General features: G+C 63.0%; 15 protein-coding genes. 8 read left to right on the top strand and 7 right to left on the bottom strand.

The window, feature by feature from the left end:
* Positions 1-18: 18 nt before the first annotated feature.
* From trxA to SynA1562_RS09390, 3 genes are all read right to left on the bottom strand, one after another.
* Positions 19-342, bottom strand: a complete 324-nt coding sequence (gene trxA, locus SynA1562_RS09400; RefSeq protein WP_006851354.1) for a thioredoxin — start codon at positions 340-342, stop codon at positions 19-21.
* Positions 343-522: 180 nt separating this feature from the next.
* Complete coding sequence (locus SynA1562_RS09395) at positions 523-1,686, bottom strand: GuaB3 family IMP dehydrogenase-related protein (RefSeq protein ID WP_186493659.1); 1,164 nt, start codon at positions 1,684-1,686, stop codon at positions 523-525.
* Positions 1,687-1,749: 63 nt separating this feature from the next.
* Entirely contained in the window at positions 1,750-2,292 is a 543-nt protein-coding gene (locus tag SynA1562_RS09390) for a CAAD domain-containing protein (RefSeq protein ID WP_186493658.1), read from the bottom strand.
* 91 nt (positions 2,293-2,383) lie between these two features.
* On the opposite strand from SynA1562_RS09390, the gene gyrA reads away from it, so the two are divergent.
* Both gyrA and crtL read left to right on the top strand, forming a co-directional pair.
* Complete coding sequence (gyrA, locus tag SynA1562_RS09385; RefSeq protein ID WP_186493657.1) at positions 2,384-4,981, top strand: DNA gyrase subunit A; 2,598 nt, start codon at positions 2,384-2,386, stop codon at positions 4,979-4,981.
* A 2-nt stretch (positions 4,982-4,983) separates the two neighbouring features.
* Positions 4,984-6,222, top strand: coding sequence for a lycopene beta cyclase (gene crtL, locus SynA1562_RS09380; protein ID WP_186493656.1), 1,239 nt, complete (start codon positions 4,984-4,986; stop codon positions 6,220-6,222).
* Positions 6,223-6,303: 81 nt separating this feature from the next.
* On the opposite strand, the gene SynA1562_RS09375 is transcribed toward crtL, so the two are convergent.
* Positions 6,304-7,887 (bottom strand): glycoside hydrolase family 57 protein, encoded by a 1,584-nt coding sequence (locus tag SynA1562_RS09375; RefSeq protein WP_186493655.1) that lies wholly within the window; start codon positions 7,885-7,887, stop codon positions 6,304-6,306.
* Positions 7,888-7,996: 109 nt separating this feature from the next.
* On the opposite strand from SynA1562_RS09375, the gene SynA1562_RS09370 reads away from it, so the two are divergent.
* Positions 7,997-9,619 (top strand): 2-isopropylmalate synthase, encoded by a 1,623-nt coding sequence (locus tag SynA1562_RS09370; protein WP_186493654.1) that lies wholly within the window; start codon positions 7,997-7,999, stop codon positions 9,617-9,619.
* Between the two features lie 10 nt (positions 9,620-9,629).
* The gene (locus tag SynA1562_RS09365) at positions 9,630-10,454 is read left to right on the top strand and encodes a carbohydrate ABC transporter permease (RefSeq protein ID WP_186493653.1); all 825 of its coding nucleotides are present in this window, start codon (positions 9,630-9,632) and stop codon (positions 10,452-10,454) included.
* Here SynA1562_RS09365 and SynA1562_RS09360 read toward each other — a convergent pair.
* Entirely contained in the window at positions 10,451-10,684 is a 234-nt protein-coding gene (locus SynA1562_RS09360; RefSeq protein WP_186493652.1) for a hypothetical protein, read from the bottom strand. The genes SynA1562_RS09365 and SynA1562_RS09360 overlap by 4 nt on opposite strands.
* Positions 10,685-10,745: 61 nt before the next feature.
* Here SynA1562_RS09360 and SynA1562_RS09355 point away from each other — a divergent pair, with 61 nt between their 5' ends.
* Positions 10,746-10,991, top strand: a complete 246-nt coding sequence (locus tag SynA1562_RS09355; protein WP_186493651.1) for a Nif11-like leader peptide family RiPP precursor — start codon at positions 10,746-10,748, stop codon at positions 10,989-10,991.
* Positions 10,992-11,033: 42 nt separating this feature from the next.
* On the opposite strand, the gene SynA1562_RS09350 is transcribed toward SynA1562_RS09355, so the two are convergent.
* Both SynA1562_RS09350 and SynA1562_RS09345 read right to left on the bottom strand, forming a co-directional pair.
* Positions 11,034-11,243 carry a hypothetical protein gene (locus tag SynA1562_RS09350; protein WP_186493650.1) on the bottom strand — a complete coding sequence of 70 codons (210 nt, stop codon included), beginning with the start codon at positions 11,241-11,243 and terminating at the stop codon, positions 11,034-11,036.
* Positions 11,244-11,313: 70 nt separating this feature from the next.
* The gene (locus SynA1562_RS09345) at positions 11,314-11,760 is read right to left on the bottom strand and encodes a hypothetical protein (protein WP_186493649.1); all 447 of its coding nucleotides are present in this window, start codon (positions 11,758-11,760) and stop codon (positions 11,314-11,316) included.
* Positions 11,761-11,850: 90 nt separating this feature from the next.
* Between SynA1562_RS09345 and SynA1562_RS09340 the strand changes: the two genes are divergently transcribed.
* The 3 genes from SynA1562_RS09340 (at position 11,851) to SynA1562_RS09330 (ending at position 12,971) form a co-directional block, all read left to right on the top strand.
* Entirely contained in the window at positions 11,851-12,099 is a 249-nt protein-coding gene (locus SynA1562_RS09340; protein ID WP_011364884.1) for a hypothetical protein, read from the top strand.
* Positions 12,099-12,401 carry an MTH1187 family thiamine-binding protein gene (locus SynA1562_RS09335; RefSeq protein WP_186493648.1) on the top strand — a complete coding sequence of 101 codons (303 nt, stop codon included), beginning with the start codon at positions 12,099-12,101 and terminating at the stop codon, positions 12,399-12,401. Before SynA1562_RS09340 ends, SynA1562_RS09335 begins: the two co-directional genes overlap by 1 nt.
* An 81-nt stretch (positions 12,402-12,482) precedes the next feature.
* Positions 12,483-12,971: a hypothetical protein gene (locus SynA1562_RS09330; protein ID WP_186493647.1), complete on the top strand. Its 489-nt coding sequence runs from the start codon at positions 12,483-12,485 to the stop codon at positions 12,969-12,971.
* Positions 12,972-12,988: the final 17 nt, after the last annotated feature.

The raw sequence follows: 12,988 nt of genomic DNA, 5'->3' as shown, positions 1-12,988 counted from the left end.
TCCGTTCTGGAGACGGATTCAGAGGTACTTGGAAATGGTGCCTGACAGGGTTGCCTTGGGAACAGCTCCCACCACGGTGTCCACCTTCTGACCACCCTTGAACACCATCAGCGTCGGGATGCTGCGGATCCCGTACTGGCTGGCCACGTTGGGGTTCTCGTCGGTGTTGAGCTTGAAGACCTTGATCTGGCCGTCAAATTCCTTGGCGATCTCTTCCACGATCGGAGCCACCATGCGGCAGGGTCCGCACCAGGGTGCCCAGAAGTCCACGAGAACCGGCACGTCGCTCTGGAGCACGTCCTGCTCGAAGGATGCGTCGGTGACAGCAGCAGCGCTGGACATATGAGCAGGGGAATTTAGGGAGAATTTAGCAACGGTTTCGAGCGAAAACACAGCTCTTCCCTGCTGAGAAGGGAACTGTGACAGTCGCTCTCCAAAAAGAGTGAAAGCCCGATCGCGCCGGGCCGGGGGGTGTGAGGAGTGTGTGGGCCGAAGCCCGCACACCTCCAATTTAGCCCTGCCTTACTTGCCCATTCCGAGGTGTTGGGCCTTTTGGTAGACCTTTCCTTCGGTCAGCAGGGAGGGTGCCACGACCACCTCCACCTGCTGCATCTCCTTGATGGTTTGGGCGCCCAGGGTGCCCATCGATGTCTTCAAGCAGCCCAGCAGGTTGTGGGTGCCGTCGTCCAATTTGGCTGGGCCGCGCAGGATGCGTTCGATGCTGCCGGTGTTGCCCACATTGATGCGGGTGCCGCGGGGCAGCACCGGGCTTGGGGTGGCCATGCCCCAGTGAAAGCCCCGGCCGGGAGCTTCCTCAGCACGGGCGATGGGGGAACCGATCATCACGGCATCGGCGCCACAGGCGATGCACTTGCAGATGTCACCACCGGTGACGATGCCACCGTCGGCAACGATCGGCACGTAGCGACCGCTTTCCTTTTCGTAGTCGGCCCGGGCGGCGGCGCAGTCGGCCACTGCGGTGGCCTGGGGGATGCCCACGCCGAGAACGCCACGGGAGGTGCAGGCGGCACCGGGGCCGATGCCCACCATCACGCCGGCGGCGCCGGCTCGCATCAGCTGCAGGGCCACGTCGTAGGTGACGCAGTTGCCAATCACCACGGGAACGCCCATGTCGCGGCACAGGGCTTCGAGATCCAGGGTCTCCTGGCCTGCAGGACCGGTGTGATCCGTCGAGACCACGGTGGCTTGCACGAAGAACAGATCGGCTCCGGCTTCGGCGATGGCCTTGCCGAAACGCATGGCGGCCACAGGAGTACCGCTGACGGCTGCGATGCCGCCCTGGGCCTTGATGCCCTTAATGCGTTTGCGGATCAGCTCCTCTTGAACCGGCTGGCTGTAGATCTCCTGCATCAGCGGGACGAATTCGTCCTTGCCGACGGCGGCGATGCGATCCAGCACCTGATTGGGGTCTTCGTAGCGGGTCTGAACGCCTTCAAGGTTCAACACGCCGAGGGCGCCCAGTTTGGACAGGCGAACGGCCATGCCCACGTCCACCACGCCGTCCATGGCGCTGGCGATGATCGGAATTTCGCGCTCGATTCCCCCCAGGGTCCAACGGGTATCGGTGACCTCGGGGTCTACCGTGCGACCCCCAGGCACCAGAGCGATTTCATCGATTCCGTAGGCCCGGCGAACGGTCTTGGAGCGTCCGAGCTGAATGTCCACCGCGCGACTTCAATAAAGTCAGATCAAGCTACCAATCGGGATGATCGGCTCAGTTTGATTGAGTCAGCTTGAACGGCCTGTCACGCGGGTCCAGGTGGAGCGGATGCTTTGGATGAACTTGTCCCGATCGCTGTTGCGGATCAGGTTGCGCAGGGCGAAGTTCACCAGCCAGATCAGGCCAGCCAGCTCAAGCAGGCCCGGCACCAGAGGGATGCTGTTGATGGTGCTGAGCACACCGGAGTAAACCGTCGCCACCAGGCTGAACACGATCAGTCCGCCCACCACCCGCAGCGGCAGCTGGGCTTTGGTCCAGAGCTCCGCCAGATCGTTCTGCTCGAGCCAGTGCTTCACCTTGCCCACCAGCAGCTCCCATTCACCGCCGTCTTCGTCGGCGCTCTCTTGAGCAGGGATCGACACGGTGGAGGCGATCACCGGGTCGGGTGTTGGAGCGGGGGGCGGTGCCGGAGTTGGCGCTGGAGTGGGCGCAGGTGTTGGGGCCGGAGTCGGCTCAGGTTCCGGGGTTGGTGCGGGCGTGGGCTCCGGTGTGGGGGTGGGGTCGCTGCCTGGGGTTTCGGCTTCAGGGCGGGGCTCGTCGACAGGACCCATCACTTCAGTGGAAAGCGGGTCGGAGTTTATCCGGACTTTTCTGCTGCTTCCACTGTCCGAGATAGAATGACAAAGGACGTCTGATGCACGTATGACGGATTCTGTGGGGCCTGGCAGCGGCGGTCCCGGCGATTCCGACGATCGGATCATTCAGACGGACCTGCGCAACGAGATGTCGCGCTCCTATTTGGAGTATGCGATGAGCGTGATCGTGGGTCGGGCTCTGCCCGATGCCCGCGATGGCCTCAAGCCGGTGCATCGCCGGATCCTGTACGCGATGTACGAGCTGGGCCTCACCAGCGACAGGCCTTACCGCAAGTGCGCCCGTGTGGTGGGCGAAGTGCTCGGCAAATATCACCCCCACGGCGACACCGCCGTGTACGACGCCCTGGTGCGCATGGCCCAGGACTTCTCCATGTCGATGCCCCTGATCGATGGGCACGGCAACTTCGGTTCGGTGGACAACGACCCACCGGCGGCCATGCGATACACCGAATCGCGGTTGCGGGCGCTCACCACAGACAGCCTCCTGGAGGACATCGAGGCTGAGACCGTTGATTTCGCCGACAACTTTGATGGCTCACAGCAGGAGCCCACGGTGCTGCCGGCGCGGATCCCGCAGCTGCTGCTGAATGGTTCAGCGGGCATCGCCGTGGGGATGGCGACGAACATCCCTCCCCACAACCTCAATGAGTTGATCGACGGGTTGCAGGCGCTGATCGCCAATCCAGAGATCACCGATCAGGAGTTGATCCAGCTGATCCCCGGCCCAGATTTCCCCACCGGCGGTCAGATCCTGGGGCGTGAAGGCATCCGCGAGACGTACCTGGGTGGTCGCGGCTCGGTGACGATGCGCGGCGTGGCCAACATCGAAACGATCGAGGCCCCAGGGCGGCCCGATCGCGATGCGGTGATCATCACCGAGTTGCCGTATCAGACCAACAAAGCGGCGCTGATTGAGCGCATTGCTGAGCTGGTCAACGACAAGAAGCTCGAGGGCATCTCCGACATCCGCGACGAGAGCGATCGCGATGGCATGCGGATCGTGGTGGAGCTGCGTCGTGACGCCTACCCGCAGGTGGTGCTGAACAACCTGTTCAAGCTCACCCCGCTGCAGAGCAACTTCAGTGCCTACATGCTGGCGCTGGTGAACGGTGAGCCGATCCTGCTCACCCTGCGCAAGATGCTCGAGGTGTTCCTCGACTTCCGGGTCGAGACGATCGAGCGCCGAACCCGCTACCTGCTGCGCAAGGCCGAGGAGCGCGACCACATCCTGCTGGGCCTGCTGCTGGCCCTTGATCAGCTCGATCCAATCATTGCCTTGATCCGGGCTGCCCCCGATACGGCCACGGCACGGCAACAGCTGCAGGATCGCCATGGCCTGTCCGACATCCAGGCCGACGCCATCCTGCAGATGCAGCTGCGTCGTCTCACGGCTCTTGAGGCCGACAAGATCCGGCTCGAGCACGAGGACCTGGTCACCAAGATCGCCGACTACAAGGACATCCTTGGCCGGCGTGAGCGGGTCTTCGGAATCATCCAGAGCGAGCTCGCTCAGCTGCAGGAGCGCTACCCGACGCCGCGCCGCACCGAAATCCTCGACCTCGGCGGTGGCCTGTCTGACATCGACCTGATCGCTAACGAGCGGTCGGTGGTGTTGCTCACCGAGACCGGCTACCTCAAGCGGATGCCGGTGAGCGAATTCGAGGCCACCAGCCGCGGCACCCGCGGCAAGGCGGGCACCCGCAGCCAGGGTGAAGATGCGGTGAAGCTGTTCATCAGCTGCAACGACCACGACACCTTGGTGCTGTTCAGCGACCGTGGTGTGTCGTACGCCCTGCCCGCCTACCGCGTGCCCCAGTGCAGCCGTGCGGCCAAGGGAACGCCGGTGGTGCAGCTGTTGCCGATCCCCCGGGAAGAAGCGATCACCACATTGATTCCGGTGTCGGAGTTCAGCAACGACACCGACCTGGTGATGCTCACCCGAGGTGGCTTCATCAAGCGCACCCGCCTTTCGGCCTTCAGCAACATCCGCTCCAATGGTCTGATCGCCATCAACCTGGAGGAAGGCGATGCCCTCACCTGGGTGCGTTTGGCGGTGCCCGGCGACAGCGTCTTGATCGGCTCCAAAGCCGGGATGACCATCCACTTCCGCCTCAGTGATGAGGAATTGCGGCCTTTGGGGCGTACAGCCCGCGGCGTACGTTCGATGAACCTGCGCGATGGCGATGCCCTGGTGAGCATGGATGTGCTGCCGGTGGAACTCGCCGATCAGGTGGCCGCCAGCGCAGATGATGAAGACGATGCCGCCAGCGAGGGCCCCTGGGTGCTCGTGGCGTCGGCCTCGGGTCTGGGCAAGCGGGTTCCGGTGACGCAATTCCGCCTGCAGAAGCGGGCCGGCATGGGCCTGCGGGCGATGAAGTTCCGCACCGATGCCGACGAGCTGGTGGGGCTGAGTGTGCTCGGTGCCGGTGAAGAGTTGCTGCTGGTGAGCGAGAAAGGGGTGATCGTGCGCACCAGCGCCGATGCCATTCCCCAGCAATCCCGTGCTGCCACAGGGGTGCGTCTGCAGAAGCTCGACAAGGGCGACCGGTTGCTGAAGGTGGTGTTGGTGCCACCGGAAGCGGAGGACGACTCTGCTGACGACACCGAGTCCAACGACACCGAAGCTGAAGCGCAGGACAGCTGACCTTGGCTGAGCCGGTGGATGTGCTGGTACTGGGGGGCGGTCCTGCTGCCCTCTGCATCGCCTCGGAACTGAACCAACGGGGTGTTGCGGTTGCTGGCATCGCCCCGGATCCGGTCGACGATCCCTGGCCGAACACCTATGGCATCTGGGCCGGTGAACTCAAAGCGGTGGGGCTCGAGCAGCTGTTGGAGCACCGCTGGAGCGACACCGTCAGTTATTTCGGCGAAGGTGGATCAACGGCTCAGGATCAGAGCCATGCCCATGGGATTGACTACGGCCTGTTCGATCGGGCAGCCCTGCAGCGCCATTGGCTGGAGCGGGCTGATGGGGTGGTCTGGCATCAAGACACCGTTGAGCGGGTGGATGTGAATGGCTCCACCACCAACGTGTGCTGCGCATCGGGAACCACGTTGCAGGCGCGCTTGGTGATTGATGCCTCTGGTTCGCGCACGCCCCACATTCGCCGCCCTGATCAGGGGCCGGTGGCGGGTCAGGCGGCCTACGGCGTGGTGGGGCGTTTCTCCAAGCCTCCAATTGAGCCAGGCCGGTTTGTGTTGATGGACTATCGCTGCGATCACCTCAGTGAAGAACAGCGCAAGGAACCACCCACGTTTTTGTATGCGATGGATCTGGGCGATGGGGTGTTCTTCGTGGAGGAAACCTCGCTCGCCTTGGCACCAGGGGTTCCTTACGACGTGCTCAAGCAACGGCTCCAACAGCGCCTGGATCTGCGCGGCGTTGAGATCACCGAGGTGATTCATGAGGAGTTCTGCCTCTTCCCAATGAACCTGCCGCTGCCGGATCGCAACCAGCCGGTGCTGGCCTTCGGTGGTGCGGCGAGCATGGTGCATCCGGCCTCGGGCTACATGGTGGGTTCGTTGTTGCGGCGTGGGCCTGATCTGGCCCACGCCATTTCCGTAGCTCTCGCCAATCAAAACCTCGGCTCAACAGCATTGGCGCAACGGGGTTGGCAAGCGCTCTGGCCGATCGAATTGGTGTTGCGCCATCAGCTCTATCAATTTGGCTTGGGCCGCTTGATGGGTTTCAACGAAGCGTTGTTGCGCACCCACTTCTCAACGTTCTTCTCCCTGCCGCGGGAGGAGTGGTTTGGCTTTCTCACCAACACGTTGCCGCTGCCACGCTTGATGGCGGTGATGCTGCGCTTGTTTGCCCTATCGCCTTGGCAGTTGCGGCAGGGGCTGGTGCTGGGGGCGGCTCAGGATCAAGCTCCACGGTTTTGAGATCGTCTTAGGAAAGACCCGATCCCTCACTTGAGGGATTGATGAATATCCACGCCTCCCCAATTTGAGGGAGGCGTTTGTTTATGCGCTGGCTGAAGAAGGATTCACTGGGGCCCAGTCCAGCGGCTGAATCATGGGGAAAAGGCGGTCATCCAGCTGCACCTCCTCAAGCCAGCCCTCCGGTAGCTCCGCCGTGCCATCGATCGCCTGCATCAGTTGCCAGAAGCGGCCCAGGTGGCGTTGCACCCGTTCTCGGGCCAGTTCGGTAGTGGTGCCGGCCCGGAGGATGAAGCTCCAATCCGATGACTGCGCCAGCAATAACTCCCGCGCCGCCTGCTGCAGCCACTGCATGGCCTGTTCGCTGCCCACGCCGCGGCTGCAGCGTTGCACCATCGCGGCACTGGCCTTTTCCCACTCCGGGATGATCCAGGCATTGCTGTCGTTCAGCCAGTAGTCGTGATAGCCCCCTTGCCCCCAGCTGGAGGGGCAGGGATCGCAGAGCTGAAGCTGGCCAACGCTGTTCAGCACATCGCGCAGCCGGGTGAAGGCCACTCCCTCCTGAGGTGCCTGCTGGAACAGCTGGCTGAGAAAGGCCGGCCCTTCAAACCACCAGTGGCCGAAGAGTTCGGCATCGAAGGGGGCCACCAGCAGTGGGGAAACGTCCATGGCAGCGCTGAGCTGATCCAGCTGCCGCCGGCGTCCCTGCAGGTAATCGGCGGCGTGCTCTTTCACCCGTTCAGCAGCAACCCCCGGTTCGTAGGGTCGTTTGCGATCCAACGGTGCGCTGTGGTCAGTCACCCGATGCAGCTTCAGGCCAAGAGGGCGCGGCTGGTCGAGCCCCAGGGGTTTGAGCTCTTCGATCGGCAGGTCCCAGCCCAGATCACGGTGGAACTCCCGGTAGTGGGGATCGCCGGGGTAGCCGTCCTTAGCCGACCACACCGGCAGCGTGGCGTCACTGTCACGCCCGAAGAAGGCCACCCCATTGCGGCTGCAGATCGGGGCGTACACCCCATAGCGGGGCCGTGGCCGGCCGTGCAGCAGCCCATGGCCATCCAGCACGGCGTAGCGCAGCCCCGCATCGCGCATCCAGCGGTCCAGGCCTTCGTAATAGGCACATTCCGGCAACCAGATCCCCATGGGGCGTTCGCCCACCAGGCGTTGGTGCTCCCGCACCGCCGTGCGCAGTTGCCCGCGCACCGCCTCCGGGTGATGGCGCAGCAGGGGCATGTAGCCGTGGGTGGCGCCGCAGGTGAGCAGGTCCACCACCCCCTGGCGCTGCAGTGCCGCGAAGCGCTGGATCAGATCGCCGTCGCAGCCCTGCCAAGCCCGCCGATGCCGCTCGATCGTGGCCGCAAGATGCTCGGCGCCGACGCGCAGGGATGGGTCGGCCTTCGGCAGCAGATCTAGCCGTTCGTTCAGCCAGTCGGGAAAGCGCTGCTTGAGGTCTTGATCGCTCAGTAGCGACAGCAGCGTCGGCGATAGGCCAATGGTGAGTTTGGGCTGCTGCTGGGGGTCGGCGCTGGCCAGCTCCAGCGTTTCCAGCAGCGGTAGATAGCACTCGATCAGGGCCTGGAAAAACCAGTCTTCCTCCAGGGAGCCCGGTTGCGCCGACCGCACATAAGGCAGATGGGCATGCAACACCAGGGCGACAGCGCCTTTGGTCACGAACAAGCCCAAACGGTGGCTGAATTTAATCCGATTCCATCCCAGGGGCTGAACTAGGATGGGTTAACTCATAGTCATTCCGACTAAGACCTCCGTTGGAGCCCCTTCCATGGCCAAGGACCCAGGTCGCGTCCTGATTTTTGACACCACCCTTCGGGATGGTGAGCAGTCACCGGGGGCGAGCCTCAACCTGGAGGAAAAGCTGGCCATTGCCCAGCAGCTGGCGCGGCTCGGCGTGGATGTGATCGAGGCGGGATTCCCCTTCGCCAGTCCCGGGGATTTCGCCGCCGTGCAGCGGATCGCCCAGCAGGTGGGTGGCTACAACGGCCCGATCATCTGCGGCCTGGCCCGTGCCTCAAGGGCCGACATCAAAGCCTGTGCCGATGCTGTCGCTCCCGCACCGCGCCACCGTATTCACACCTTCATCGCCACAAGCGACATCCACCTCGAGCACAAGCTGCGTAAGAGCCGTGCCGACGTGCTCGGCATCGTTCCCGAGATGGTGAGCTACGCCCGTTCTCTGGTGGAAGACGTTGAGTTCTCCTGTGAAGACGCTGGCCGCAGCGACCCGGAGTTCCTTTATGAGGTGATTGAGGCGGCGATTGCTGCCGGCGCCACCACGATCAACATTCCCGACACCGTCGGTTACACGACACCGTCGGAGTTCGGCGCGCTCATCGCAGGGATCAATCAGCACGTGCCCAACATCGGCGAGGCGGTGATCTCGGTGCACGGCCACAACGATCTCGGCCTGGCCGTGGCGAACTTCCTGGAGGCGGTCAAGAACGGTGCCCGTCAGCTCGAATGCACGATCAATGGCATCGGCGAACGGGCCGGCAATGCCTCGCTCGAGGAGTTGGTGATGGCGCTGCATGTGCGGCGGCGTTACTACAACCCCTTTTTGGGCCGGGAGGAATACAGCCCCACGCCGCTCACGGCCGTGCGCACCGAAGAGATCACCAAGACCTCACGGCTGGTGTCCAACCTCACCGGCATGGTGGTGCAGCCCAACAAGGCCATCGTTGGTGCCAATGCCTTCGCCCATGAATCCGGTATCCACCAGGACGGCGTTCTCAAGAATCGGCTCACCTACGAAATCATCGACGCCCAGACCGTGGGCTTGTCCGACAACCGCATCTCCCTCGGCAAGCTGAGCGGCCGCAGTGCCGTTCGCGCCCGTCTGGAAGAACTGGGCTACGACCTCACCCGTGAGGATCTCGATGAGGCCTTCGCCCGTTTCAAGGAACTCGCCGACCGCAAGCGCGAGATCACTGACCGTGATCTGGAGGCGATCGTCAGTGAACAGGTGCAGCAGCCGGAAGCCCGTTTCCAGCTCAAGCTGGTGCAGGTCAGCTGCGGCAGCAGCCTGCGCCCCACCGCCACCGTCACCCTTCTGGATGAAGAGGGCAGTGAGACCACAGGTTCGGCGGTGGGTACAGGTCCGGTGGATGCCGTCTGCCGTGCCTTGAATGATCTGGCGGGTGTGCCCAATGAATTGATTGAGTTCTCGGTTAAGTCGGTCACCGAGGGTATTGATGCCATGGGCGATGTGACCATCCGCCTACGCCGCAATGGTGCGCTCTACTCCGGTCACGCAGCCGACACCGATGTGGTGGTGGCGGCGGGGATGGCCTTCGTGAATGCCCTCAATCGCCTGGTGGCCGGCGAGGAGCGCCAGTCATTGCATCCGCAGAAGGATCCTGTTGTTCTGGAGAGCCGACCGACGCTCTAGAGCCGACGCCATGCGCACCTCCACCGCCCGGGCTGTTCAGCTGGTCCTGCTGATTCTTCTGGCGCTGCTGGTGCTAACGCCGTTGCTCTGGTTGGTGAGCACCTCGCTCAAGGGTCCGGCGGAAGACATCTTCAGCAGTCCACCGGCTCTGCTGCCTGCCCAGCCGAGCTTCGATGCCTACGTGCGGCTGTTTCAGGACAATCCCCTCACCACGTATCTGTTCAACAGCACCGTGGTGAGTGGCCTGGCGGTGCTCGCCAACCTGCTGTTCTGTTCCCTGGCTGCCTACCCCCTGGCCCGGCTGCGCTTCGCCGGCCGGGGCCTTGTGCTGGGGCTGGTGGTGGCCACGATCCTGATCCCCTTTCAGGTGGTGATGATCCCGCTGTATCTGCTGATGGTGCAGCTGGGCCTGCGCAATACCCTGCTGGCCCTGGTGATTCCGCAGGCGGCCACCGCTTTTGGTCTCTACCTGTTGCGCCAGAGCTTCCTTGGCGTTCCCAAGGAGCTGGAGGAGGCGGCACGGATCGATGGCTGCAGCCGCCTGGGGGAATGGTGGAACGTGATGATCCCCGCCGCCAAAGCCGATCTCATCACCCTGGCGATGTTCGTGTTCATCGGCACCTGGAGTGACTTCCTCTGGCCCCTGGTGATCCTCGACGACCCATCCCTCTACACCTTGCCTCTGGGCCTCCAGCAGCTCTCCAGCAGCTTTTCGCTGGATTGGCGGATTGTTGCCGCAGGCTCGGTGGTCTCAATCCTGCCGGTGTTGGTCTTGTTCGTGCTGTTGCAGCGCTTCATCCTGCCCAACGCCAGCGGGGACGCGGTGAAGGGTTAAGCCGTCGAGGTGCGCATGGCCGTGAAGGCATCCATGCGTTCCTGCATCACACCCATCTGTTGGCTGAGCAAGTCGCTGTGGGCCCGGGGTGGCGTGCGTTCCTCCAGCTGATCGATCCGTTCTTGCAGGGCGTGGATGCGTTGGTTGTGCTGCCGCAATCCCTGCAGCAGGGTCACCACCAGAACACTTACGAGGGCCAGGCTGCCGCAGCTGATCAGTTTCAACAGCATGCAGCCTCCCCACTTGGGCCGATGCTGACTTGAATGGAGGCACGCAACAAGTGATGCAGGGATGTCTCTTGAGGATCTGGATCGGTTTCTGACGCTTCGCGACAGCGACCCTGATCTGGCCGAGGCCCTCGCGCAGCCCATGGACCTTGAGCGGTTTCTCGGCCTTGCTGCAGAGCATGGCTTTGCCCTGAGTGAGGCGGATGTCTTCGCGGCACAGCAGCGTGAACACCACGTGCGAACGGCGGCTGAGCTTCAGCAGGATCAAGCCGCTGAATCACGGCGCCTGCGCAATTTCATCCACGGCTGATCACCAGCACTTTTCAGTTCACAGATCAATTCACAAATCCAGTCACTGATCCAGCTTCACCACGTCCGGTGTTTCCCCGTGCACCTCGCCGATCCAACGGGCGTGGTTCACAGCACCGTCATGGGTGTGAAAGATCCAGGCGCTGTCAGGGGAAGATTGCCGCTCGATGCGTTGATCCACGGGATTGACGCCGAGATAACCGCCGGCTGAACAGGACCGCAGCACGTAGCGTTCGGCGTACTTGGTGAGCATTGGCTGAGAGGGCTCTAACTGATCGCTAGCGGTGCGTTTCGGCGCCTCCGCGCGTTCTGCGGAGTTCCTTTTACTTTTCTTCCTTGAGCGTTAATAGGGTTTGTTGTTGCCAGCCCAACCCCGTGGGTGCGGCAAAGCGGCTTTGATGCCCGCCCTCGCGGAACCAGGGGGTGCTGAGGACCTCGATCTCCAGCTCGTCCGGGTTGAGCGACCAGGTGTCCTGCAGGTAGCGGCGCAGTTGCTCCGGTTCCGGCGCATCGGGGTGCTGCCAGTGAACCACGGCCAACTGCCCCGGCCGTGAGCGGAGAATCGCCAGGCGGTGATTCGGATCGCCGTCGTTGGCGGGCTGAATCGATTCCTCCAGCTGCTCATCGCAGACGTAGAGCCGCAGCGGAGCACTGCCATCGGCTTGTGGAAGTGGATATTTGTTGAGATACAGGGCCCGTGCTTTTTGAAACGCTGCACCCGGAGCCTTCACCATCAAGGCGTTGTAGGCCTGCTGCAGCTGTTCACTCATGCCCGTTCCGCCACGTTTCGAATTCCAGTGTGTGAATGCTGCCGGGCCATGACCATGGGAAGATGGTGACACTTCCGGGATTGGACTGCGATGGCCAAGCATCGCTCCCGCTACCGGTTGGTTGGCCTCGACGGTCAGCCGCATCCGGTGCTCGACGCTCCTTACGACACGTTGGAACTGGCCCTCGCTGATGCCAGTGATTGGTGCACGGGACAAGGGTCCCGCTGTTCCATGGGTCAGCAGGGCATTGCGGTTGAAGTGCGAACTGACAGCGGCAGTTGGCGCACGATCGACTACCCCGTCAGTTGCTTGAGCCGATCCAGTGCGATGGCGGGCTGATGTGGGTCAGCATTGATCTCTGCATGGTGCCGATCGGTGTGGGTGTCAGCCTTTCGCCCTACATCGCCGCCTGTGAGCGGGTGATCGCTGCCACGGGCCTGACCCATCAGCTGGGGCCCAATGGCACGGCGATCGAAGGCCCGTGGGACGAGGTCATGGACTGTGTGCGCGCTTGTCATGCCAAGTTGCACGGCATGGGGGCCCCGCGTCTCTACACAACGCTCAAGCTCAACACCCGCACCGACCGGCAGCAGTCGTTCGCTGAGAAGGTCGCCGCAGTGGAACAGCGTCTTGGCGACTGAAAATCTGAAGAACTTCGGTGGTTTCGAGACGACTTGAGCCGATCTTGAGACCAATGAGATTGTTGTGTGGTCCCTGGCTTGATGGGTCGCGGTTTCAGGGCTGCGCTGTTGGCTCTGCTGGTGTTGCAGCTGACGGGCAGTGCTGTTCAAGCATCCACATGGGATCGCATCGCCAGTTACCTGCGGCTGCTGCAGCGGGCGGGCGTGAAGGCCCTGGTGGCACCCGATTGCCCCTTGGGCTTGCTGGGGGCCTTCCATGAGGGCAAGCAGGCCCTGTTGATGTGCGGCAACAACCTGCCCGACGATCCAGCCGTGGTTTGGGTGGTGCTGGCCCATGAATCAGCCCATGTGATGCAGTCGTGCCATGGCGGCAACCTGATGCCGGCGGCCTTGCTCAGCAGTGAGGTGGAGGTGGCCCGCCAGCAGGACCCCAATCCTTTTCACGAGTTGCAGCTGTATCACTCGAGTCAGCATCACGTTGAGGCTGAAGCCCGGCTGATTCAGGCCCTGCCAGCGGAGCAGGTGGTGGCCTTGTTTGAAAAACACTGCGCCAAGCGGCTCTCCCCTTGAAGCTGCTGATCCAGGAC

This window comes from Synechococcus sp. A15-62 (assembly GCF_014280075.1).
Classification (GTDB): domain Bacteria; phylum Cyanobacteriota; class Cyanobacteriia; order PCC-6307; family Cyanobiaceae; genus Parasynechococcus.
The sequence above is the reverse complement of the archived record's forward strand: the minus strand, read 5'-3'. Positions and strand labels throughout refer to the sequence as shown.